Raw genomic sequence first — 22595 nt, forward strand, 5'->3', positions numbered from 1 at the left:
ATCTAAACATAGTCTATATAAAAACCTTTGAGCTCTTTGCGGTTAAATTTTTATTAGTATTTCAAACCTCAAACCTGAAACAACTTTTTTTGCCTACTTTTGCAAAATGAATAAAAATCACCATTCCAACAACATACTTTCGAACTTAGGAATTGAAACCCTAAACGAAATGCAGGAAGTTGCTCAAGACGCAATTTTAAACGATAACAACGTATTATTACTTTCACCAACAGGATCAGGAAAAACACTGGCTTTTTTGCTTCCGGTTCTAGAATTATTGCAGCCGGAAATTCTTTCGGTTCAATGTTTGATTTTGGTGCCTTCGCGCGAATTAGGTTTGCAGATTGAGCAGGTTTGGAAAAAAATGGGAACGCAATACAAAGTAAATATTTGTTACGGAGGTCACTCAATTGATACCGAAATCAAAAATTTAAGCAATCCTCCGGCAGTTTTGATAGGAACTCCCGGAAGAATAGCAGATCATATTGACAGAGATACTTTCCGCACAGATAAAATTCAGACTTTAATTCTGGATGAATTTGATAAATCATTGCAATTGGGTTTCCATGAGCAAATGTCATATATTATTGGGAAGTTGACAAAACTGAACAAACGCGTTTTGGTTTCTGCAACTTCAGATATTGAAATTCCAAGATATACGAGAGTGGTAAATCCTACGATTTTGGATTTTATTCCGGAGCAGGAAGAGAAAACGAATCTTTCGATGAAAATGGTTGTTTCTCCTTCCAAAGACAAATTAGGAAGTTTGTTCAATTTGATTTGTTCACTGAAATCACAATCGGCTATTATTTTCTGTAATCATCGTGATGCGGCAGAACGTATTAGTGATACTTTAAACGAAAAAGGAATTTACGCTACCTATTATCATGGCGGAATGGATCAGGACGAGCGCGAACGTGCTTTGATTCAGTTTAGAAACGGAAGTATGAGTTACCTCATCACAACCGATTTAGCGGCTCGTGGATTGGATATTCCGGAGATGAAACACGTAATTCATTATCATTTACCGCTTAAAGAAGACGAGTTTACACATCGTAACGGTCGTACTGCCCGTATGCAGGCTTCGGGAACGGCATATATTATCATTCACGAAAGTGAAAAACAACTGGATTATATCGACTACGGAATGGAAGTTTTAAAGGTCGAAAACTCCACAACTTTACCTAAACCACCGGAATATCAAACCATTTATATTAGTGGCGGAAAGAAAACAAAACTAAATAAAATTGATATCGTTGGTTTCTTTTCCCAAAAAGGGAAATTGGAGAAAGGTGATTTAGGCTTAATAGAGGTTAAAGATTTTATTTCATTTGCGGCTGTAAAATTCAATAAGGTAAAAGACTTGTTGCATAATATTAAAGACGAGAAAATGAAAGGCAAGAAATTTAAAATCGAAGTTGCCCGTAAAGTCGTAAAGAAAGAGGAGGAGAAGTAGTTTTTTTGTTGCAGGTTTTAAGCTTCAGGTTTGTTTTGGATCAGATCTTCTTTTAATGAAAGAAGTTTATTAAAATCAAGAAGTGCTTATTGTAGTATAATTTTTATAATTGCGACATATTTTGATCCTTGGAGATCACTGCATTTGGTCGATTTTTAATATATTTTGGGGTATTAGGTGTGTGTTAAAATATTGAATTTCAATATTTTAATTTAATACATTGCGAGTTTTTATTGATTTTAAACAACAATCTTAATTTATTGTTAATAAATTAACGGATAAGGCTTTAATTTATCATATTTTCTGCGTTTCTTGTGCCCGTAAATAATAAACCCCAAATTAATTATGAAAAGAATTATTACGATTGCCATTTTGATGTTTAGTTTTGTCTCTTTTGCACAAATTAAGGTTCTTGAAACTGTACCAGTTGAAAGATTAGGAAAAGTAAATAACAATTATATTCAAAAAATTGGAGATGAGTATACTGTTTATTATACAAGTATCCAGAACGATGATGAATCATCAAGTTTGAGAAAATTTACATTCAAAAATGTAAATAATGATTACAACAGTCTTTACAGTATCATTGTAAACGGTTTTACTGCAACGCCTTTATATGATATCAAATTAGAGTTACCTAACAACTATATCTGGTTACACTACACAGGAAGTGTTATTCCTGAGAAAGCAACAGTTCAGTTTATGGTTTCTTCTAAAGATGCTTCTTCTGCAACAAGCAGTGTTTCTGAGCCATTATTGAAAGATCAGATCAATAAATTATTCCAAAAATAATTTACTTTAAATACAGCATAAAAAAAGGGCGATTCATATTTTGAATCGCCCTTTTTTAGTTTACAGTTTTCGGTCGCAGTATTCAGTTAGCAAATGACTGAAAACTGCAACTGTGACTGAAAACTTATATTTTCTTCACGTATTGTGTAATAATCACAATCTGCTGACCATCTACTTTTCCTTCGATATACTCGGCGTTTTCGTGGTCTAAACGGATGTTACGAACAGCTGTTCCTTGTTTGGCCACCATGCTCGATCCTTTTACTTTTAGGTCTTTGATTAAAACAACAGAATCTCCGTGTTCTAAAATTACACCATTGCTGTCACGGTGAATGATTTTATTCTCGTCGTCTTCGCCTTCTCCTGTTGCCTTTGCCCATTCCAGCGTATCTTCGTCTAAATACATCATGTCAAGTAATTCCTGTGGCCATCCTGCAGCGCGTAAACGGCTTAACATTCTCCAGGCTACCACTTGTACCGCAACGTTTTCATTCCACATGCTGTCATTAAGACATCTCCAGTGATTTAAATCTACATTATCCGTGTTTTCAATTTGGTCAATACACGTACTACAAGCTAAAATACTTTCGTCAAGACCACCTTTTTTAGTTGGTAATACTTCGTATACTTTTAGGTTTTCTTCGGCGCCACAAAGTTCACATTTAGATCCGCTACGTTTGTTTAATTCTCTTTCGATGCTCATTATTTGGTTTTTATTTTAAAAATGCGAAATTACTTATAATTTGCTTCGCTTGCAAGTTTATGTTTTTTTGTGTTATTTTTTTACCCTAACTGCATCCGGAACCAGCATTTCGTATTCGCCTCCATGACGCAATACATCGCGTACAATGCTTGAGCTAATAAATGAAGTACTTGCCGCTGTTAATAAAAATACGGTTTCTATTTTAGAAAGTTTTCTGTTGGTATGGGCAATGGCTTTTTCGAATTCGAAATCGGCTGGATTGCGAAGTCCCCTTAGGATGAAATTGGCTTTTTCCTTTTTGGCTAAATCGATGGTCAATCCTTCATAAGTAATTACCGAAATTTTCGGTTCGTCTTTGAAAGTTTCTTCTATAAAGCGTTTTCTTTCTTCGAGTGAAAACATGTACTTTTTTTCGGCATTGACACCAATAGCGATTACAATTTCATCAAATAAAGGAATTCCTCTTTTGATGATATCTTCGTGTCCTAGTGTTATAGGATCGAATGATCCTGGGAATATGGCTTTTCTCATTTTTTTTAGGTTCAGAGGTTTAAAGTTACAAAGGTTTTAATTACTAAAACCATTAGCTTTTTTTTGAGTAATTTTTAATATTTCATTTTCCTGATAAAGTTTAATTAGATCTTTTCTTGAATAATAAACTTTTCGATTTGAGTAGTTTTCAGGTTTGTTTAAGTCATCTATTTCATTTGGCATATATGCCTGAAAATCATTTAATGTGGCGTGGACACTATCACCGGTAATTTTATCAATTCGCATATTTGAATAATAGCCATTATTTAATTTTAAATTATAGACATCTCCTTGCATTGGATTTTTTACTAAAACTCCTGCTTCGTCTTTATTTTCAAAATATCTATTAATTGTAAAAATAAGGAATAAGGCTATTATGATAGAACCGGAAAACATCCAGATCGAATTATCTAATTTTTCATTTCTTAGTTGTAATTGAGCACTTTCAGATAAATCTTCATAATCAAAGTTTTCTTCGCAATGGCTACATCTTATGTAAACAGATTTTCCAACCGGAAATAATGGAATGAGAGTAACGTGTGTGTATTTTTTATAAATGCTAAAATGCAATGTATCTTGTGTATTACATTTTGGGCATTTTTCGTTTAAAATCACACCGTTTTTGATATTTGAATCTCGAGTCCCAACAAGAAATAGCATATTTTTTTATTTGAAAGTTTCTGGTTTACAAAGCTACTATTAAGTTATTCTTTTTGTATTTAAAGCCGGAACCCATTCGTCTTTTTTACAGACTTCGCATTTTGCGGTTCCTGGTTTTTGCTCTTCGGTATGACCGCAAAAAGTGCAGGCGTGAATGCCCTCTTTTTCGATTGTTTTGCTTTTTTTATTGAATGCAGCCGGTAAGATAGGTAATCCGTATTTTACTTCCTGATCTTCATAAAAAAATACGCTGATTTCTCCGCTTGTTTCTATAAAAGCATGTTTTATTTGTCCGAGATGTTCGATAGATTTTATGCGAAGTTCAGAGAAGAATTCGTCTTGTGCTAAGCTTTCTTTCTTGAAAGTAGCGATAGAAAATTTTCCATTATTGATTAAGCATTCGGTTTTGCCTTCTATAAATTCTTCGAATTTCTTGCTTTTTCCGGTAAGCCAGGTTACAGAGCGATATAGAATAATAATTACAGTAAAAACAATTGCAGCGGGAACTATACCAACATCTTCATAAAACATTGGATCTCCTGCTGCGGAACCTAATGCAATTATGATTACGGTTTCGAAAATCGATAATTGTTTAACACCTCGTTTCCCTGCTAATTTTAAGGTGAGCAATAAAATGATAAACATTACTGTAGAACGAAATATCACTTCGAGCGCAAAGTTTGCGGGAAGATTGTTGTAAAAAAGTCTATTCCATTCGAAGATTTCTTTCATTTTTTAAGGTGCTAAGGTTCTGAGATGCTAAGTTGCTAAGGTTTTTAGATTATGAATTTTTTGTCTTTGCGAAGAACGAGGCAATCTCACTTGCTAATTCGTACAGTTCGTAGCTTTCGGGACTTCGACTTCGCTCAGTCTGACAATACTGGGTAAAAAAAAGGTTCTGAGATCTTAGTAACTTAGCATCTCAGTCCCGAAACTTCGGGATAGTATCTTTAAGAAAGCGCTAACTCAATCGCGTTTGTGAATAAATCCTGAAGCGATATTCCGGCGGCTTTTGCTTGTTGCGGAATCAAACTTTCAGTTGTTAAACCTGGAATGGTGTTCATTTCCAGCATATACGGTTCGTTGTCTACGATAATGAATTCGCTTCTTGAGAAACCTTTCATTTTTAAAACTTCGTAAGCGCGTTTTGCTGTTTCACCAACTTTTTGTGTTAGTTCGTCAGAGATTCTGGCTGGTGTGATTTCTTGCGATTTTCCTTCGTATTTTGCTTCGTAGTCGAAGAAATCATTGTCGGAAACAATTTCGGTTATTGGTAGAACTTTTATTTCTCCCTGATAATTGATTACGCCAACAGAAACTTCTGTACCGTCAAGGAAACTTTCGATGATGATTTCGTTGTCTTCTTTGTATGCTACTTCAATTGCGATTGGCAATTCGGCTTCTGATTTTACTTTTGAGATTCCGAAACTTGATCCTGCTTTGTTTGGTTTTACGAAACATGGTAAACCAACTTTTTTAACGATTTCGGCTGTATTGATAGTGTCACCTTTATTTAGGTAATAAGAAATTGCCGTTTTGATTCCGTATGGTTTTAAAACTGATAATAAATCACGTTTGTTGAACGTCAATGCGGCTTGATAATAATCGCAAGACGATTGTTTAATTCCTAATAGTTCGAAATAAGCCTGCATTAATCCGTCTTCACCCGGTGTTCCGTGAATTGCGTTGAAAACACAGTCGAAAGTAATTTTCTGATCGTTTATAGTTACAGAGAAATCATTTTTGTCGATTGCATATTCGGCATCTTTTTCGTCTACGTAAACCCATTTTTCTTTAAAAATATGAATACGGAATCCGTTGTATTTTGTTTTGTCAAGATATTGATAAACGACGTTTCCGCTGATAAGCGAAATTTTGTATTCGCTTGAATATCCGCCCATGATGATGGCTATGTTTTTCATTCTATGATTTATTTTGTTATGTTTAATCGTTTATTTGTTTAATTGTTTGCTTCGCCAATTCGACTTTCAGCCTTGGGTCAGGTTTCAGGTTTTTTGTCACGAATTCACGAATTAAATTTAAAAAAATCTGTGTTTATCTGTCTAAATCTATTAGATCTGCGTGCCATTTTGTTTGCTTTGTCGTCCCTAGGAACGAGAATCTCCGCTAGTAGCTCGACATGCAAGATAAACTTTGTGTGAGTTTCTTGCGGGGCTTCTCCCGAAGCATCGGGATCGCTCAGCCTGACAAATAGTACTGAAATCTTCTTATGAATCCTAAATCCCGGCATCCTTTTATGGTGGTCCCGAAGCCTCGGGACACCATAAAAGATACAGCGGACAGCAGGAAATAGCTCCTAACTCTTCGACTCCGCTCAGAGTGACATATGAAATTCTAAAATTGAAATTCCAAATGCTCTTAGATTTTAATATGAAAGGCAATTTGCTACTTTCTTGCTTAAAACAAAATTATCATTTTTTTTGAAACGAAATAGCTTTATCTTTGCGACAACTAAAAATAAATTTATGAGTTTACGTAAGTATTTAACTAGCCGTGTATTTTTTTTGCAATTATTAGCTGCGGCGGCTATTATTGCCGTTTTGGGTTATTTGTTTATGCATTGGCTGACTTTTACAACTGATCATGGTCATGAAATTGCGGTTCCGAATTTGGCTAAATTAACGGAGGAACAAGTTGAGGCAAAATTGGACGAATTAGACCTTGATTATGTGCTTTTGGATAGTGTTGATTACAGAAGTGAATTTCCTAAATACAGTGTTGTTGAGCAAGATCCGCTGCCGGGAACGAAGGTAAAAGTGGGAAGAAAAATATATATTAAAATTAATGCATCGGGATTTTCTTCTGTTAGAATTCCTGATTTGATCGAGAAAACGTATCGTGAGGCGGTTCCGACTTTAAAGGCTTTAGGGCTTGAGCAGGGAACGATTACTTATATTCCGAATCTTGGAAAAGATATGGTGCTGGAGATGCGTTATAAAGGTAGAAACTTAAAAGTAGGAGACCGAGTGCTGAAAGCGTCTAAAATCGACTTGGTTTTAGGTGATGGAAAAGCAAGTTATGTAGATGAAAGTCAGGCCGCAGACAGTACAGCTGCGCCAACTACTGAAACCCCAAAAGATGAACAATAATAATGAAAATTTAGATCTGGAAGACGAATTATTCGAACATTTTAGATTTGAAGTCCCTAAAGGTCAGGCGTTTTTGCGTATTGACAAATATTTAATGAATTTGATTCAGAATGCGACACGAAATAAAATTCAGAATGCCGCAACTGAAGGTAATATTTTTGTAAATGATATTCCGGTAAAATCAAATTATAAGGTAAAACCGTTTGATGTTGTGACGGTTATGTTAACACATCCTCCTTTTGAAAACCATATTCTTCCGGAAGATCTTCCGTTGAATATTATGTATGAAGATGATGCTTTGTTGTTGATTAACAAAGAACCGGGAATGGTGGTACATCCGGGTCACGGAAATTATACCGGGACTTTGGTGAATGCTTTGGCACATCATTTTGATAATTTACCAATGAACAGCAGCGAGCGCCCTGGTTTGGTTCACCGAATTGATAAGGATACGTCCGGACTTTTGGTGGTGGCTAAAACAGAAGCGGCGATGACGCATTTGGCGAAACAATTTGAGGCTAAAACTTCTGAACGTGAGTATATTGCCCTTGTTTGGGGGAATGTTACCGAAGAAGCCGGAACAATCGAAGGAAATCTTGCCAGACACTTGAAAGACCGCATGCAAATGGCTGTTTTTGCTGACCCTGAAATTGGAAAACCTGCAATTACGCATTATAAGGTTTTGGAACGTTTTGGTTATGTGACTTTGATTTCCTGTAAATTAGAAACGGGCAGAACGCACCAGATTCGTGCGCATATGAAACATATCGGACATCCGCTTTTTAATGATGAACGTTACGGCGGTCATTTGATTTTGAAAGGAACGACTTTTACGAAATACAAACAGTTTATTGATAATTGTTTTAAAGCTTTACCACGTCAGGCTTTGCATGCTAAAACTCTTGGTTTTGTGCATCCTACGACTGGCGAAATGATGCGTTTTGATACTGAACTTCCTCAGGATTTTCAGGATTGTATCGAGAAATGGCGTAACTACGGGAAGACGCATAATATGGAAGAGGAGGAGTAAAATTTTAGATTTTAGTCCCGAGGCTTCGGGATTAGATTTTAGAATAAAGAAAATAGAGAAAAGATTTTCTCGTATAAAAAAAGCTCCAATTTGGAGCTTTTTTTGTTTTTACTATTTAAGGTTTTGTTTTTTACCATTAAGATATTAAGTTAGTTAAGGGTTTAGCTAAATTTTTCTTAATATCTTAATGGTTAAATAATAAAAAATCTATTCAATGTTTGTAATGGTTAAGTCTATGATTTTGGATTCGCCGTTGGTTAAGAAACCTAGTTTGCCTTGTTGGCTTAGTTTGCTTTTTTCAAGTGAACATTCCAGGAAAGTTTCATTATCGACTGAAAAGAATAATTGATTATTGAAGACTTTTATTTTTACTGAATACCATTTGTTGTTTTCTAATTTTATTGGTTTTTTAAACAACGTTATTCCTCCGCGTTTCCCATATTCATCACTATTTTTATTATAAACACCTCTTCCTATTACGATGTTCTGGTCGATTTGGTAGAGATAGGTTCTGATGTAATTTTCTTTATCGATGTTGAGCATGATTTCAAAGAGTGATTCTTTGGTCATATTTACTTTAAAATCGATCTCATAATTTTCAGGGAGTTGTTTTTTAGATTCTATTACGCCCCAATGCATCGGACCTCCTTTTCCTATTAAGGTGTCTTTTTGCAGCAACCATTCTTTTGAATTAAATTTCCAATTGGATTTTAATGGTTTTGTTTCGGTAATGGTGTATGCTTTTTTTGCTGTTGAAATAGTACCGCAACATGAAGCGATTATTAGTGGAAATGCTAATAATAAGATATGTCTAATTTTCATTTTTTTGTTTTTAGTTGAGCTCAGAATGGTATTTTATTTTACCAATTGATCCTGTTGGAGATGGTAAAAGTTCAAAAACCGAAGTAGGAGCGAGGCCAGTTTCGATACGATGCGATACGTATAAAATACTCACGTTTGTTTCTTGTTTGATGGTATTGATAAGCTGAATGACCAAATCGACATTTTCGTCGTCAAGACCTTCTACTGGTTCATCCAGAATTAATAACGGTGGATGTTTTAAAACGGCACGAACAATCAACGCGACTCTTTGCTGACCAATGGAAAGATCGATGAAACGTTTTTTTCTTAAATGTGTCATTTCTATTACTTCAAGCCATTGCGAAACAATTTGTTTTTGATGTGTGGTTGGCTCAATATAAAGTCCGATAGAATCAAAGAATCCGGAAAGAATCATTTCTTCTAAAGTGTGTCCTTTTTGAAATAAATCAGTCATAGAAGTGGTGAAGATTCCGATTTGTTTTTTGATGTCCCAAACGCTTTCACCGCTTCCTTTTTTTCTTCCAAATAAATGTAAATCCTGCCCAAAACCTTTTGGGTTATCTCCTGTAATTAATGATAAGATGGTACTTTTTCCAGAACCGTTTGGCCCAATTAATTGCCAGAATTCGCCTTGTTTTATCGTCCATGAAATGTTGTCTACAATTTTTCTGTCGTCATAACTTACCGAAACATTTTCCATTTTGATTAATACACTTTCGTGGAAGGAATGTGGTTCGATCGCTTTTGGAATTGCTGATGTATTTAGGGTTTTATAATGATTTAAAGTTTGTGAAAGAGGATGTAATTCAAATGTATTGTCTTTAATCTGGGCTTTGTTGGGAACAAAGGATAATACGTCGACTACACGATTTACGATTTGAATGATCGCAATATCTTGCGTTAGATCTTTTAATGAGTCTGCCAAAACCACACGCGAAGCTTGATCTAAATGATCAAACGGATTATCGAAAATAATGAAATCTGGTTTTTGATTGATGCAGTATTTAAGAAACTCTTTCTTGCGCTCGCCTGACGAAAAGGTTCTCAATTGTCTGTGCGATTCGGGAGAAGCTTCTACGATGTCGTATTGGTATTCTTTTTCGATGAATTTCTCTATGGCAATGTCTGAAAACAGAATTCCCTTTTGGTGGTTAAAAACGGCTAATTCTCCTTTGGCTTCGCCAGAAAGCAAAGTATCTATAAAGGCTTTTTTATTTACCTGATTCGATAAAAGTATATCCCAATGTTGCATTTTGTATTGTATTTAAACTGTTGTCTCTATTCTTAACACATAGAAACATAGCTTTTGTAAATTTAAAAATAGGCGTTTCACTTATTTAAAATACACATAGCTATGTGTGAGAAATATGTTTCTTTTTTGTATTCTTTTTTACACATTTGAAATCTATGTTTCTATGTGTTTAATTTTTATTGTATCCAAATGAGTTATTTGTTTCTTTGGTCGCCAATTCACGATCGTTTCTGGACCATTCGCTCCAGGAACCTACGTATAATTTAGGAATTGGAATTCCGGCATAATCCATTGCTAATAAAGTATGGCAGGCGGTAACTCCTGAACCGCAATGTACAATTACATTTTCAGGGTTTTTGTCGCCTATAATTTCAGTATATTTTTTTGCTAAATCTTCAACCGATTTATAAAAGCCTTCTTGATCTAAATTTTCACTAAACGGAACATTGATCGCGCCCGGAATATGTCCTGCGATTAAATCCAGCGGTTCTGTTAAGCCATCAAAACGGTTTTTATCTCTTACATCAATTACAATATTTTCTTTGTCCTTTCGGGCTTTTTCGACTTCTTCAATATCGGCTTGAGCCAAATTCCAATTTGAAATTGGATAGTTTTCAGTTGGTTCAACAGTTTTTAATGCTGAACTTACGGGAAAATCTACTTTTATTGCTGCTTGTAAACCTCCGTTTAATACCTGAACTTTTTCATGGTGAATTCCGCGTAACATCCACCAAAATCTTGCTGCAGCATTAGATCCGTTTTTATCATCGTAAATAATCACATGGCTCGAAGGTGAAATGCCAAGTTTTGAAAGTACCTGAGAAAATTTTTCTAAAGAAGGTAAGGGATGTCTTCCTCCGTTTGCAGGATCTTCAACGGTTGCCAGATCTTGATTTAAATCGACATAACGTGCGCCTTTTAGATGTTCGTTTTGATAATTTTCTTTGGCATTGATTCCTGCTCTGGCATCAATTAAAACAACGTTAGAAGTTTCTTTTAGTTTTAAAAGTTCTTCTGGATTTACTATGGGAGAAAGTTTTGACATTTTTATTTTATTTTTTTAGAATTGCCCAACCAAAGTAATCCATTTAGGATTAATTGGCTTTGTGGTTCATTTTCAAAAGTATACGAAAGCGTTTTATTGGTTTCGTGTTCGTAATCGATATCATTATGTCCCATATTTACGTAGAGCATTTTGTAGTTTTTATTCGTCCAGACTACCGGATAGTAACCTTCATGCCAGATTTCGTTTTGTTTTGGGCCGGTTCCTAATGGAAAGCTGCTTTCGTCGATCGCTACAAGGATTTTAATATCCGGATTTTTTCTTAAATCATTGCTCCATCTGTACCATTCGTTTGGTGCCGATTTGAATGTTTTAGGAATATTTTTGGTTACAGGATGCTGATTTTCGATTCGTAAAACTGCCGATGTTGGCCGCCATGTATTACTGCCATATTCTCCTGATCCTAGAAAAGTGTTGTGATACCAATTCCAGTTTTGAGGATAAGTAGAATCATTTAGCGCAAATGCCGAAAAGTGGAACCCGATAAAACCTCCGCCATTTTCCATATATTTCTGAAATGCTTCACGCTGACTTTGTGTTTCGGGTCTTGTGTCTAAAAACAAAACCACCTGATATTTCGATAAAAATTGGGCGTTTAAATTGTCCCAATTGCTGGTCGAATCGTATTCGAAATGATTTTGTTCGGCTACTTTGGGAAACCATTTATTGGCTTCATGTACAAAACTTATATGTGCCTGATCATTTTTGGCGGTATAAAAAGCAATTACTTTAAATTTAGGATTTGATTTTTTATGCTGGGCAAAACCTATAAAGCAAATAGACAACAGCGCAATCAGAATAATTTTTTTGTACATGAAGTTGTATTTAGATTTTGATTAACCAGGGATTTTTTCGATCAATATTTCGTTATCAGCTTTATCAAAATAGGTACATGTCATTTCGATAATATCGACACGCCATTTTGCAATTCCGGATTGAGCGGCGTGATTGCAGAACGTTAAATAATCAGTCTGACCGTCCTGATGCATTACCAGAAATTCGATAAAACGTTCTTTGTTGGCCACAGGAGCGACCTGAATTTCAGGGTATTTATCGTCAGCCGAAACTTTGTAATTATTTACGCCGTAATATTCTACATTTCCGTTATTGACAAAGGTGTCGTATCCTTTTACGCCCAAAATAATCAGGTCTTGTATATAATTTGGAAAATCTGCACCGCTTTGTACTTTGGCATGTGCTTCTTTTATTTGCTCGATTGTAAACATAATATTTGATTTAGATTATTAAAAGGTTTGCCGCGAATTACACTAATTTCCACGAATTAAATTGTAGAATCTGCAGATAAAAATTAGTGTAATTCGTGGCGAAAAAAATTATTGTTTCAAAAATACGATTAATGGTTTTATAAATTGATCGAAAGATTCAATATGCGGTAAATGTCCTGTGTTGGGTACTTCGACTAGTTTTGCATTTGGGATTGCTTTTTGTGTTTTTTTACCCAATTCGGCATAATTTCCCATTGTTTTTCTGACTTCTTCAGATACTAAAGGTTTTCCTATGGCTGTTTTGTCTCTTGTTCCGATAATTAAAAGTGTTGGACTTTTGATGTTTTTAAATTCGTATAAAACAGGTTGGGTAAAAATCATATCATACATCAAAGCCGAATTCCAGGCTACTCTTGCATAATCAGGAGCTGTGGTCCAGCCGGCGCCAAGTTCAGCCCATTTCTGGAAATCAGCATTCCATTTTCCATCATAATAATTCGCCATTTGATAGCTTTTTATATTCTGATAGTTTTGTTTTAATTCTGATTCGTACCACCAATCTACAGGTTTGTACGGCACAACCAGTTTCCAGTCTTCTAAACCAATTGGGTTTTCGAGAACCAGTTTTTCAGTAGTCTCAGGATACATTATGGCAAATCTTGTTGCTAACATTCCGCCCATAGAATGACCTAAAATCGTTGTTTTTTCGATTCCCAAATGATCCAGTAATTTTTTGGTATTCTCGGCCAATTGCTGAAAAGTGTATTGAAAATTATCCGGTTTAGACGATTTTCCAAAACCAATCTGGTCGGGAACAATTACTCTGAATCCTTCTTTCGTTAAGGCTTTTATAGTGGTTTCCCAATACGCCCCATTAAAATTTTTACCATGCAGTAAAACAATAGTTTTTTTGTTATAATTATCCGGCTTAATATCCATATATGCCATTTTAAGATACTGACGCTGATTGCTTAGTTCTAAAAATTGTACAAGAAATGGATAGTCGTAATTGGTTAAATTGATGTCTAATTGCTTTATTTTTTCTTCTTGCGAAAAGCAAAAAAGAGGGAGTAATAATATGATGAGTTTTATAGTTTTCATTTTTTGATGGATTTTCGTTACGAGTATTTATAAAATTAAAGTTAACGATTTTAAAATCAAAAATTAAAATCTTAAAATTATCAGAAATTAAAGAGGGAGGGATTACTCTTGATTTTTGTTGTTCTTAAAACTTACCACTTGTTGCGGATATGGAATATCAATATTTGTTTCATCAAAACGTTTCTTGATACTTTGCAGTAAATCGCAATACATGATAAAAGCATCTGTAGAATTTTTTGCCCAAGCCCAGGCTTTTAATGTTACGCTTGAATCTGCCAGTGCCACAACACGAGCTGTAACCAATGGCTTTTTTTGTTTTTTATCTTCAGCTGTTCTGTTGTCTATAAATAGGGGATGTTTGGCCACTTCTTCTTTCATGATTTCCAGTGCTTTTTCGATATCAGATTCGTAACCAACACCTATTTCGATTATTTGGCAGGATTTGGTGTCGTGCATATTGGTATTCACAATAATCTGATTGCTAATAACAGAATTAGGAATGATGATTCTATTGTTTTCAGCATCTTTCAATACAACTTGTCTCAAATTAATATCTTCAACTGTACCTACAAAATTGTTGATTGTGATTTTATCATTAATTCGAAAAGGCTTAAAAATTACCAGAAAAATTCCGCTTACAATATTGCTCAAGGCTTGTTGAGAAGCCAAACCAGCCACTAATGAAATCACTCCTGCACCGGCTAAAAACGAATGCCCAATAATTTTGAATTCCGGAATTTGTATTAAAGCAAAGGCGAACCCCAATATATAGATTACGGTTATGATTAGGTGTTTTAAAAACCTAAAGCCAGTTGCGTCGTATTCTTTATCGGTTAATTTTCGATACAAAAAATAACGAAGTACTTTGTCTGTAACGGCGCCCAAAACAATTGTGACAAGTCCAATTATAGCGATAATGATAATTATTCGGAAGTCTTTTGCGTAGTCGATCATGCGTTTTGAATTTTAAAAAATCCAAAAAACATATATTTAAAAATACAGCTTTTTGGATTTCATAAAGTTAAGAAAAATGAAGTTTGTTTTATAAGCCTACGAAGTCGTCACTTTTTGGAAAAATACTCAAAGCTTCAATTGCAATTTTTGGTGTTGGAGAAGCTAGCTTGCGAAGTTTGGTATCCATCCAGGCTCCATCAACCGTAATCACGGCGCAAAGTGTATCATCTTCTCTTCTGAATTCGTGAACGATAGACCAACGAGAAGCATCGGCTTTCATTTTTGATGTTTTGGTGTGAAGGAATATTTTATCAGAAAGTTTTAATTCTTTTCTAAAAACACATTCTTCTCTAAATAAAACAGGTCCAAAACCTTGTGTTTGCATCACTTTTAGCGTTAGACCCAGTTCTTCAAGAATTTCGATACGATGTTGTGCTCCAAAATCGTAATAAGCACTATGACGAACGTGAAAATTTGGGTCAAGATCAGACCAGCGAAAAGATATTTCTTTAATAAATGAAGCCATTTTGTATTTGTATTTTAATGAAAATCGAAATTACAAATAAAAAAGGAAACTGTTTGTTAGAAATATATAAAGTACTATTTAATTAAGTGCATAAAATTAATATCCTTTTTTAGAATAAATATTGAAGTTTTGAAATGAAATCTCTCCAAAATCTTTAACTGTTTTTAGTTTGTCAACATCTGCAATGAGAGCATCTGCATTAGGATCGTTACTTGTATTGAGAATGTAATTGATAAAATGATCTTTGTATAAAAACCAATTGTTTTTGGCTTTATTGAATTTGAAAGTAATAATTTGTTCCCAATGATGACCGCCAGCGATTTTGTGCTCAATAGAAAAGTAACCGTTTTTGATAGAAATTCCGCTAAAAGGATCTCCAAAAACACCACCGCAATCAATGCAATAAGCGGCATTTTGGTTTTTATAAGCCAATTTATAACTTCCGTCTTTTTGGCCTAATAAAAGCAATACGATTCTTTTGTCTGGTTTGCCTTCATTCATATTTGAGGTCGTTTCTTCGGTTACCTTGCGTAAAACCATGATACAATCTTCGGTTCTATCGAGGTTTAGGTCGCCTTTTTTTTGTGCAATTGCCTCGTAATCCTTAGGAATAAATGACTTTAATTTTTCGTTTCCGATATTGATTTTTTTGTTAAAAGTATCGTGCTTTTCAACTATTGTTTTTTGCTGTGAAAAACTCACATTAAAACTAAAAATAAGCAGTAATAGTAGGATTGACGATTTCATTTTTTTTAAATTAAGTTACCTTACAAGATTTCTAAATTATCCCACTCGTATTCGATTTTGTTTAATCTCATGTAGTACGGAATAAGTAGCAGAATTTCTAAACGAAACATAAAATTATTACTATTCATAAAAGGCAATGCAAACATTGCAGCGATACAGATAACTACTCCGCAAATGGCATCAATTTTACCAATTGAGATTGCATTGGGTTTTTCGAACCAAAGAGAATAAGCTGCAAAACCTTTAAGTAACATAATAGCAATAATAAACATCCCGGTTCCGGAAAATGCAGTATTACTTGAAAAACCGTAAATTGCTATGTTGACAGTTGGTATAAAAATGTTCATTATTAGAGCGCCAACAGCACAAACTGTGAGAATCATAAAAAACCAACAAAAAATCTTAATCCACCACGGTAAAAGTTTTCTTCTAATTACGGGCGCTTTATCAAATTCATCAAAATGGCTTTCTAATTCCTGATTCATTGTATCGGTTTTTGGCGGTTTTATTTAAAATCTAATTATATTAATCGGGTAAGGATCAGTATTAAGATAACGATTTGTACTCCAAGAATGATCCAGAAAAAATTTCTGCTTGGTTCTGAGATGTTTTTTAAACCTGTAATAATTTTATCTTTTATAATATCTGTAAAACTTACATTTTCATTTGTAAAATCAACATCGTCCAGACTTATTTTTTTAAAGCCGTAGATGATAATTTTCTTTAACCACTTGTTCTCGTTTGAATCTCTGATTTCCTGAATTAATTTTAATTGTAATTTCGTTTTATCTGTTCCTTTTTTTAATAAATCAGGTTGCTTAGATTTTACTTTATTAAGCACTTTATCAATAATCGGGAATAATAATACTTCTCCTTTTTCTGATAATAATTTGTGAATTGTTTTTGACATTATGTATTTATTTCCCAAAGCAAACAGTAAAAACGGGCCAACTAACATAGTAAGCATAGCCAAGCTAAAACCAATTGGTCGTAAGGCGAATAAAAGCATTACTGCAGCTGATCCTGTTACGTGCCCCATTCCATGACCTGATTGGTAAACAATAGTGCATAGGGTAAATACACCTATAAGGGCATATAAAAATTGTCCGAGGATGTTTATTTTAAAAAAGCTAAATGTGGCGCTGCTCAATAGTTTTGCAGTGTATTTTAGATTGTCATTCATTAAGGTTGTATTTTGGTTGGTTGTTAATTTTATTCAGGTAAAAATATAGAAAAAAGCTTACGTATCACTTTTTTGTTTCTGAAAACAGAAAATTAAGATGGCAATTCTTCCTGTTTGTTGCCTTCTAGTTTTTTTACAATAAAAGGCAAAGTCAATCCCTGCCCAATAAGCGTTAATAAAACAACGGCTACAGAGATAAATATAATAGTGGTGCGTTCCGGAAAAGGAGTTCCGTCTTCGAGCGTTTTAGGAATACCAATAGCAATAGCCAGAGAAACAATTCCGCGCATTCCTGACCAACTTATAATAATACTGTTGTTAAAGTCTAAAAGGGCATGTTCGCTAACTTTTCTGGTTCTTTTAGTGTTCTGAAAAGCTTTTTGAAGATTGATTTTCTGCAGAAAAATCCTTACCATTCTAATTAGCAAAGCAACGATAGTAATAATGGCTGCGTAGCCAATATAAGGTAAAATCATATCGTTGTCTATACCTTTTAAGATATAGCGAAAGTTAAGTCCGATTAAGATAAAGATGAGTCCGTTGAGTAAAAAAATAATAATATCCCAAAGACTACGCGATTGGTTTTTTAAACTTTCCGGAAATATTTTTTTACTAAATCGGGCAATGGTTAATCCTAAAATAACAACTGCAATTACGCCGGAAACTTCTAAATGTTCTGCAATAAGATAAGTTACAAAAGGCATTAAAAGCATAAAGCTTATCGTAACCTCGATATTTTTTTTGTGTACTTTACTTAATATAAAGGCGAGAATTTTTGCCATTACAAAACCTACCAGAAAACCGCCTCCAAGCAGTAATACAAAGTGCAAAGCAGCTTTCCAGATAATAAACGCAGATCCCATGACGGCTGCTACTGCAAAACGATAGGCAACCAATGCCGATGCATCGTTGATGAGACTTTCGCCTTCCAGAATCGTTAAGGTTTTATGGGATAAATTTAATCCTTTTGTAATGCTTATTGCTGCGACAGCATCTGTGGCAGAAAGTATAGAACCTAACACAAATGCCAATGGCCAGGTCATTCCGGGAATCATATAACGGGCTACAACTGCAATGCCTATTGTGGTAAGGAAAACTAATGATATAGCTAAAGTACTAATGGTATTAATATTAGTTTTAAAGTCTTTAGTCGAAATATTAAAAGAAGCATCATACAACAATGGCGGCAGAAATAGCAGAAATATAATTTCAGGATTGATTTCGATTTCGCCCATCGACGGAATAAAACCAATTGCAATTCCTGCAATAACAAGTAATATTGGGTAAGGTAATTTTATTTTGTGCGCAAAAGCCGAAAGGCCAATTACAATGGCGAGGATAAAAATAATAATGCTGTAATTTTCCATTATTTTGATTTAGCAAAATGTGTGTTTAATTGATATAGATTTGGTATGAGCAAATGATTATGGGACTGAAAACGAAGTTATGAAAAATGATGTTTTAAATTTGTAAAAAAAACTGCCACACTTATTCATTTTAAAATCCTGTTGTACAATTCCGTCTTTGTTTAGTATTCATTGAAAAAATCAGTAATCGAAGTGTTTTCAAAAAGGTAATGTTTGACTTTTGCCTTAGTAGTTTTAGATGTTACAGGCTGATCTTCTTCCATTGTGTTGGTTTGATTTATTGTTATGTCTCCACCTTCATAATTGTAAAAAAGTCCTGAATGACCGCCGGCGCCTCGATACTCTGCTTCGATCATGTCAAGAATAAAATCTTTTCCGACATACTTGAATGAACCAAAAATGTTACCACTAGGGCCAATACTGTAGAGGTTGATATTCAATTCTCCATTTTCAATAGTAATATCTTCTGTGTCATATAACTTATAATCAGCTTCGTTGTATTCAACTGGCATCGTTATATTTGAAACTTTGTCTAAGCGATATGATTTGTCTTCGTTTTGTAAAAGAATCAGCATTGGTCTTTGAGAAATATTATTTCCCTTGTATTTCAAGACAACTGCAATGTCAGTTAAGCCGTCATTGTTCAGATCTCCTTCCGTTTCATATTGAACTTCATAAATGCCGGTTTTTGGAAGAAAGTCCACAATTTTATTTCCTGTTCTCGGATAAGTTGCATCAGGTTCATAAGCAATGCTTTGATCTGGTTCGTCGCTTACTTCTTCAAAATCACGACTGGGAAGACTATCTGTAATTTCAACATTTTTGGTAGTGCTGTCAGCGTCTGTTTTCTTTTTAGTAGTACACGATTGAACCGCAATAGTGATCAGGATCAATAAGTTAATGGTGATTCGTTTTTTCATTTATAAAATTTCAATCAGGAATTTTAGGTGCTTTTAGGTTATTTTAATTCAACTTACTGTCAAAAGCCCTGAAATCATTGATTTTTGGCAGTGGTTTTACGATGATTTTTTTAGTTGTCTCTTTCAGGATTTTTTCAGAACCCAGTGCTTTTGTTATTTCGGTTCTTTGTCCTGTTAATAGATTAAAATCAGTTTCGGTAGTTAAATTTTGGCCATCCCAAACGACATTAGTTATTTCTTGTAATTCAAAATATCCATTGTTGAATTTGAATTTATGCCAAAAATGATTTTTACCAATTTCAGATCCAATGAGTAAATAACCTTCTTCGATAATAACATCAGGAATTTGATCGCCACCGTATTTTCCATTTGGATATTGAGGTTTCATTAGCTTTTCTGTAGATACGTTCAGTTTATACTTTCCGTTTTTTTGTAAAAAATAGATTTCTAATTTTAATGGTTGTATTTCATTTATGGTATCCATTTTCAGCAAAACTTTATCAATTAAGCCATCCTTATTTAGATCGCCTTCTTCGGTCCTGATTACTACATTAAAATTATCTTTTGCTTTTAGTGCCTGTGCGTAAATGTTAATTTGAATGAGAACAAAAAATAGTAAGAATGTCTTTTTCATTTTAGATCTGATTTTGCGTTTTCGTGTGATTTGATGATTTTTGTTCTTATTAAAAATAGAAACTACCGTTATCTTATCTTTATTATGCTGTCATCTGTCTGAATTTTATTGCTTCTGATTTCAGGTCTTAATCCAGACAATGCTTTATCTTTATAACTATCATATTTTATAGAATAATATTTTTTATTATTAATATGTGCTAAACCATTAACGTAGATATTTTCGCCAGAATATGAGCTTGTAGGTAATTGATAACGTGTGTTTCTTTTGCTATACTTGAATTTATATGTCTTTAATGTTGAGATAAAATTTTTATAAGTAAGTTCATTTGGCAAAAAATACACTATGCTTAAATATTCCCCGCCTTCTCCATCTTCATTAAAAGTCATCTCAATTATTTCATTTGTATTTTGTTTATAAAACTCAAATTTCTTTTTGTTTGTTGAAATTGTATCGCTCAATAACTTAAAACCTTTTGATGATAATTGTTTATGTTCAGTAGGGTTGTAATAATTAAATGCTTTTCTAAAGTCAGAAATTTTTAATGTCTGGCTAAAACTAAAGTTTACAGACAGCATTAATATTAAGATATAAAGGTTCTGTTTTACTATTTTCATTTGGTATAGTTGTAAAATCCTTGTTAACTTTAATTTATTTTAATTATTGAAATCAACTTTAATTGACTTAAACTTTTACACGTTTCATTTTTTTTAAATCAAGTGTTTGGTATTTAGATCTTAATAGGATTGTAGGAATTCAAACCTTTCTGCCTAAATATTTTTTTATTTCCCAACCTAAGCCTGAAATTATAGATTAATTTTTACTAAGTTGTTTTTCTAAATTTTCAATTTCAGAAGGGCCACTTAGATTTTTTTTAATAATAGTTCCGTTTTCGTCTGTTAGAAAGTGCCAAGGAATTCCCATAGATTGATTGTTGTATAAAACTCGTAAATCAGCATCTAATTTTTCATTTGCTCTAATATGATTTCCTTCGAGATTGTAAAAATGAGTCATTTCTCGCCATTGGTTTTCTCTGTTTTCTTTATCTATAGAAATATAAACCATGGTTATGTTTTTTGATTTTAGTAATTGGTACAATTTGGCATTGTCTTTAAACTCTGCTTTGCACGGACCGCACCAGGTTGCCCAGATGTCGACATAAAATTGCTTTCCTCTTAATCCTTTTATCAGTTCTTTTACGGAATTGATGTTTGCGGAATTATCGATGAATTTAATTTTTTCGTTTAATGGCTCTTCTTGTTTTTTATGAAATGCCAAAATTGGTATGATGACCGGTTCCAGAAAATGTGCGTAAGCACTTGACGGATAGTTTTTTTTAAATTGCTCAAAAAGTGTGATTAGTTCTTTCTCATAATTTTTATTGATGGCTTCATAATAGATATAAGCTGCAATGTAATATTCCAGTTGTTGGCCTGATAAATATTTTTTTGCATTAGTAATATTATGAGTATGTGTAAGTCCTTGTTTACCAATTTCTACCAGTGTAGCTTCACTTGTTTCTTTGATGATTAAATCCTGATATCGTAAATAATTTTCGGTATAAAAATAAAACCAGGGAGAACGCAGAAGTTCTGGATTTGTGACAGGATTTGTTTTAAAAATGGATGCCCAGAGTTCTGTATACTGAAGTTTTGTTAATGTATTCTGTTTGCTGGAAGTCATTAAGTAATTTATAAAACCAAGGCTTCCTTGTATGCCTTTGTAAAAATAATTTCGATCTGTTTTAACCAAATTGTAAAAATCTTTAGAAATGGTTTTATCTTTTAATAATTTTTTAAATCCTTCTAATTCGGTTTCTTCGCTTTTTTCTAATTTTTGTTTTATTTCTGACGGAATACTGTCTTTTATATATTTTTTTGTTTCGATTTCAAAATGTCCGCCAACAATCATGCTTCGGTTAGGAATTTGATTGTATAATAATTGTCCTTTTTGGTTTTGAGATTCTACCCGAAATTTGTTTTCCTGTGTTTCAGTGTCAATGTAGACTTTATAGCTCATTCCTGGTTCTGCAATTAAAGTCCCAAACGATTTGTATTTGTTTGATAAATCAATGAAAGAGGTTTTGTCTAAAGGAATACTAATCTGAAAATTGCCCGCAGTATCCGGCTGAACGGAGTCTGTAAAACCAAAGTAATCTATTCCGTTTATGGGTAAAGTATATTCGATTATATCAGGGACTTTTCCTGTGATTTTCCCAATAATTTTTATAGTTTCTTTTTTTATCTGGCCAGTTGAGTAAGCAGGAATAATAAGTAACAGTAAAAGAAGTCGAAAAAACAGTTTCATTGAAAGCGGTTTTGAGTTTTTCAAATATATAGTATTTTTATGATAAATTTAGAGGGTTTGGGCTAACAATGACTTTTTTGAATAAAAACTTCTTTTGAATGCAATTGCCCTAGCCCCGATAGAAGCGGCATCCTTTTATGTGCGCAGCAGCGGACATAAAAGATATAGCGGATAGCGGGAAACAGCTCCTGATAATGACACGTAAAGTACT

The 22595-nt window shown here is 33.8% G+C and carries 25 protein-coding genes; 4 read left to right on the top strand and 21 right to left on the bottom strand.

The window, feature by feature from the left end; all coding sequences use genetic code 11:
* The first annotated feature begins 106 nt into the window (after positions 1 to 106).
* Positions 107 to 1456, top strand: a complete 1350-nt coding sequence (locus LNP81_RS15065; RefSeq protein ID WP_230037184.1) for a DEAD/DEAH box helicase — start codon at positions 107 to 109, stop codon at positions 1454 to 1456.
* Positions 1457 to 1801: 345 nt separating this feature from the next.
* Entirely contained in the window at positions 1802 to 2248 is a 447-nt protein-coding gene (locus LNP81_RS15070; RefSeq protein ID WP_230037186.1) for a hypothetical protein, read from the top strand.
* 124 nt (positions 2249 to 2372) lie between these two features.
* Here LNP81_RS15070 and LNP81_RS15075 read toward each other — a convergent pair whose 3' ends face one another.
* The 5 genes from LNP81_RS15075 to LNP81_RS15095 form a co-directional block, all read right to left on the bottom strand.
* Positions 2373 to 2951, bottom strand: a complete 579-nt coding sequence (locus LNP81_RS15075) for a PhnA domain-containing protein (protein ID WP_230037188.1) — start codon at positions 2949 to 2951, stop codon at positions 2373 to 2375.
* 72 nt (positions 2952 to 3023) lie between these two features.
* The gene (gene coaD / locus LNP81_RS15080; RefSeq protein ID WP_078008057.1) at positions 3024 to 3482 is read right to left on the bottom strand and encodes a pantetheine-phosphate adenylyltransferase; all 459 of its coding nucleotides are present in this window, start codon (positions 3480 to 3482) and stop codon (positions 3024 to 3026) included.
* Between the two features lie 36 nt (positions 3483 to 3518).
* Positions 3519 to 4142, bottom strand: a complete 624-nt coding sequence (locus tag LNP81_RS15085) for a zinc ribbon domain-containing protein (RefSeq protein ID WP_230037190.1) — start codon at positions 4140 to 4142, stop codon at positions 3519 to 3521.
* Between the two features lie 39 nt (positions 4143 to 4181).
* A complete protein-coding gene (locus LNP81_RS15090) occupies positions 4182 to 4874 on the bottom strand; it encodes a DUF421 domain-containing protein (RefSeq protein WP_230037192.1) in 693 nt (230 codons plus the stop codon).
* Positions 4875 to 5092: 218 nt separating this feature from the next.
* Positions 5093 to 6064: a D-alanine--D-alanine ligase gene (locus LNP81_RS15095; RefSeq protein ID WP_230037194.1), complete on the bottom strand. Its 972-nt coding sequence runs from the start codon at positions 6062 to 6064 to the stop codon at positions 5093 to 5095.
* Between the two features lie 564 nt (positions 6065 to 6628).
* On the opposite strand from LNP81_RS15095, the gene LNP81_RS15100 reads away from it, so the two are divergent.
* Together LNP81_RS15100 and LNP81_RS15105 are read left to right on the top strand one after the other, a co-directional pair.
* The gene (locus tag LNP81_RS15100) at positions 6629 to 7252 is read left to right on the top strand and encodes a PASTA domain-containing protein (RefSeq protein WP_230037196.1); all 624 of its coding nucleotides are present in this window, start codon (positions 6629 to 6631) and stop codon (positions 7250 to 7252) included.
* Complete coding sequence (locus tag LNP81_RS15105; protein WP_230037198.1) at positions 7242 to 8282, top strand: RluA family pseudouridine synthase; 1041 nt, start codon at positions 7242 to 7244, stop codon at positions 8280 to 8282. The genes LNP81_RS15100 and LNP81_RS15105 overlap by 11 nt, the downstream gene beginning before the upstream one ends.
* Positions 8283 to 8489: 207 nt before the next feature.
* On the opposite strand, the gene LNP81_RS15110 is transcribed toward LNP81_RS15105, so the two are convergent.
* The 16 genes from LNP81_RS15110 to LNP81_RS15185 all read right to left on the bottom strand — a co-directional run bounded on the left by LNP81_RS15110 (position 8490) and on the right by LNP81_RS15185 (position 22384).
* Positions 8490 to 9104: a hypothetical protein gene (locus tag LNP81_RS15110; RefSeq protein ID WP_230037200.1), complete on the bottom strand. Its 615-nt coding sequence runs from the start codon at positions 9102 to 9104 to the stop codon at positions 8490 to 8492.
* 10 nt (positions 9105 to 9114) lie between these two features.
* Positions 9115 to 10356: an ATP-binding cassette domain-containing protein gene (locus tag LNP81_RS15115; RefSeq protein ID WP_230037202.1), complete on the bottom strand. Its 1242-nt coding sequence runs from the start codon at positions 10354 to 10356 to the stop codon at positions 9115 to 9117.
* A 169-nt stretch (positions 10357 to 10525) separates the two neighbouring features.
* Entirely contained in the window at positions 10526 to 11401 is an 876-nt protein-coding gene (locus LNP81_RS15120) for a sulfurtransferase (protein WP_230037204.1), read from the bottom strand.
* A 2-nt stretch (positions 11402 to 11403) separates the two neighbouring features.
* Entirely contained in the window at positions 11404 to 12234 is an 831-nt protein-coding gene (locus LNP81_RS15125) for a ThuA domain-containing protein (RefSeq protein ID WP_230037206.1), read from the bottom strand.
* 21 nt (positions 12235 to 12255) lie between these two features.
* Complete coding sequence (locus LNP81_RS15130; protein WP_230037208.1) at positions 12256 to 12645, bottom strand: DUF1398 domain-containing protein; 390 nt, start codon at positions 12643 to 12645, stop codon at positions 12256 to 12258.
* Positions 12646 to 12753: 108 nt separating this feature from the next.
* A complete protein-coding gene (locus LNP81_RS15135; protein WP_230037210.1) occupies positions 12754 to 13746 on the bottom strand; it encodes an alpha/beta fold hydrolase in 993 nt (330 codons plus the stop codon).
* A 102-nt stretch (positions 13747 to 13848) separates the two neighbouring features.
* A complete protein-coding gene (locus tag LNP81_RS15140; RefSeq protein WP_230037212.1) occupies positions 13849 to 14700 on the bottom strand; it encodes a mechanosensitive ion channel family protein in 852 nt (283 codons plus the stop codon).
* A gap of 88 nt (positions 14701 to 14788) precedes the next feature.
* Positions 14789 to 15226, bottom strand: a complete 438-nt coding sequence (locus LNP81_RS15145) for an acyl-CoA thioesterase (RefSeq protein WP_230037214.1) — start codon at positions 15224 to 15226, stop codon at positions 14789 to 14791.
* Between the two features lie 96 nt (positions 15227 to 15322).
* Positions 15323 to 15973, bottom strand: coding sequence for a hypothetical protein (locus tag LNP81_RS15150; RefSeq protein WP_230037216.1), 651 nt, complete (start codon positions 15971 to 15973; stop codon positions 15323 to 15325).
* Between the two features lie 20 nt (positions 15974 to 15993).
* Entirely contained in the window at positions 15994 to 16458 is a 465-nt protein-coding gene (locus LNP81_RS15155; protein WP_230037218.1) for a hypothetical protein, read from the bottom strand.
* 35 nt (positions 16459 to 16493) lie between these two features.
* Positions 16494 to 17156: a hypothetical protein gene (locus tag LNP81_RS15160; RefSeq protein ID WP_230037220.1), complete on the bottom strand. Its 663-nt coding sequence runs from the start codon at positions 17154 to 17156 to the stop codon at positions 16494 to 16496.
* Positions 17157 to 17248: 92 nt separating this feature from the next.
* Positions 17249 to 18523 (bottom strand): Na+/H+ antiporter, encoded by a 1275-nt coding sequence (locus LNP81_RS15165; protein WP_230037222.1) that lies wholly within the window; start codon positions 18521 to 18523, stop codon positions 17249 to 17251.
* 161 nt (positions 18524 to 18684) lie between these two features.
* The gene (locus LNP81_RS15170; RefSeq protein WP_230037224.1) at positions 18685 to 19443 is read right to left on the bottom strand and encodes a hypothetical protein; all 759 of its coding nucleotides are present in this window, start codon (positions 19441 to 19443) and stop codon (positions 18685 to 18687) included.
* Positions 19444 to 19486: 43 nt separating this feature from the next.
* A complete protein-coding gene (locus LNP81_RS15175) occupies positions 19487 to 20077 on the bottom strand; it encodes a hypothetical protein (protein ID WP_230037225.1) in 591 nt (196 codons plus the stop codon).
* A gap of 68 nt (positions 20078 to 20145) precedes the next feature.
* Positions 20146 to 20694 carry a hypothetical protein gene (locus LNP81_RS15180; RefSeq protein WP_230037227.1) on the bottom strand — a complete coding sequence of 183 codons (549 nt, stop codon included), beginning with the start codon at positions 20692 to 20694 and terminating at the stop codon, positions 20146 to 20148.
* A gap of 196 nt (positions 20695 to 20890) precedes the next feature.
* A complete protein-coding gene (locus tag LNP81_RS15185) occupies positions 20891 to 22384 on the bottom strand; it encodes a TlpA family protein disulfide reductase (RefSeq protein ID WP_230037229.1) in 1494 nt (497 codons plus the stop codon).
* Positions 22385 to 22595 lie beyond the last annotated feature (211 nt).

The organism is Flavobacterium piscisymbiosum (assembly GCF_020905295.1).
Taxonomy (GTDB): domain Bacteria; phylum Bacteroidota; class Bacteroidia; order Flavobacteriales; family Flavobacteriaceae; genus Flavobacterium; species Flavobacterium piscisymbiosum.

Coding starts and splice junctions, on each gene's coding strand:
- LNP81_RS15065 (WP_230037184.1), top strand. CDS start 107: ATGAATAAAAATCACCATTCCAACAACATACTTTCGAACTTAGGAATT.
- LNP81_RS15070 (WP_230037186.1), top strand. CDS start 1,802: ATGAAAAGAATTATTACGATTGCCATTTTGATGTTTAGTTTTGTCTCT.
- LNP81_RS15075 (WP_230037188.1), bottom strand. CDS start 2,951: ATGAGCATCGAAAGAGAATTAAACAAACGTAGCGGATCTAAATGTGAA.
- coaD (WP_078008057.1), bottom strand. CDS start 3,482: ATGAGAAAAGCCATATTCCCAGGATCATTCGATCCTATAACACTAGGA.
- LNP81_RS15085 (WP_230037190.1), bottom strand. CDS start 4,142: ATGCTATTTCTTGTTGGGACTCGAGATTCAAATATCAAAAACGGTGTG.
- LNP81_RS15090 (WP_230037192.1), bottom strand. CDS start 4,874: ATGAAAGAAATCTTCGAATGGAATAGACTTTTTTACAACAATCTTCCC.
- LNP81_RS15095 (WP_230037194.1), bottom strand. CDS start 6,064: ATGAAAAACATAGCCATCATCATGGGCGGATATTCAAGCGAATACAAA.
- LNP81_RS15100 (WP_230037196.1), top strand. CDS start 6,629: ATGAGTTTACGTAAGTATTTAACTAGCCGTGTATTTTTTTTGCAATTA.
- LNP81_RS15105 (WP_230037198.1), top strand. CDS start 7,242: ATGAACAATAATAATGAAAATTTAGATCTGGAAGACGAATTATTCGAA.
- LNP81_RS15110 (WP_230037200.1), bottom strand. CDS start 9,104: ATGAAAATTAGACATATCTTATTATTAGCATTTCCACTAATAATCGCT.
- LNP81_RS15115 (WP_230037202.1), bottom strand. CDS start 10,356: ATGCAACATTGGGATATACTTTTATCGAATCAGGTAAATAAAAAAGCC.
- LNP81_RS15120 (WP_230037204.1), bottom strand. CDS start 11,401: ATGTCAAAACTTTCTCCCATAGTAAATCCAGAAGAACTTTTAAAACTA.
- LNP81_RS15125 (WP_230037206.1), bottom strand. CDS start 12,234: ATGTACAAAAAAATTATTCTGATTGCGCTGTTGTCTATTTGCTTTATA.
- LNP81_RS15130 (WP_230037208.1), bottom strand. CDS start 12,645: ATGTTTACAATCGAGCAAATAAAAGAAGCACATGCCAAAGTACAAAGC.
- LNP81_RS15135 (WP_230037210.1), bottom strand. CDS start 13,746: ATGAAAACTATAAAACTCATCATATTATTACTCCCTCTTTTTTGCTTT.
- LNP81_RS15140 (WP_230037212.1), bottom strand. CDS start 14,700: ATGATCGACTACGCAAAAGACTTCCGAATAATTATCATTATCGCTATA.
- LNP81_RS15145 (WP_230037214.1), bottom strand. CDS start 15,226: ATGGCTTCATTTATTAAAGAAATATCTTTTCGCTGGTCTGATCTTGAC.
- LNP81_RS15150 (WP_230037216.1), bottom strand. CDS start 15,973: ATGAAATCGTCAATCCTACTATTACTGCTTATTTTTAGTTTTAATGTG.
- LNP81_RS15155 (WP_230037218.1), bottom strand. CDS start 16,458: ATGAATCAGGAATTAGAAAGCCATTTTGATGAATTTGATAAAGCGCCC.
- LNP81_RS15160 (WP_230037220.1), bottom strand. CDS start 17,156: ATGAATGACAATCTAAAATACACTGCAAAACTATTGAGCAGCGCCACA.
- LNP81_RS15165 (WP_230037222.1), bottom strand. CDS start 18,523: ATGGAAAATTACAGCATTATTATTTTTATCCTCGCCATTGTAATTGGC.
- LNP81_RS15170 (WP_230037224.1), bottom strand. CDS start 19,443: ATGAAAAAACGAATCACCATTAACTTATTGATCCTGATCACTATTGCG.
- LNP81_RS15175 (WP_230037225.1), bottom strand. CDS start 20,077: ATGAAAAAGACATTCTTACTATTTTTTGTTCTCATTCAAATTAACATT.
- LNP81_RS15180 (WP_230037227.1), bottom strand. CDS start 20,694: ATGAAAATAGTAAAACAGAACCTTTATATCTTAATATTAATGCTGTCT.
- LNP81_RS15185 (WP_230037229.1), bottom strand. CDS start 22,384: ATGAAACTGTTTTTTCGACTTCTTTTACTGTTACTTATTATTCCTGCT.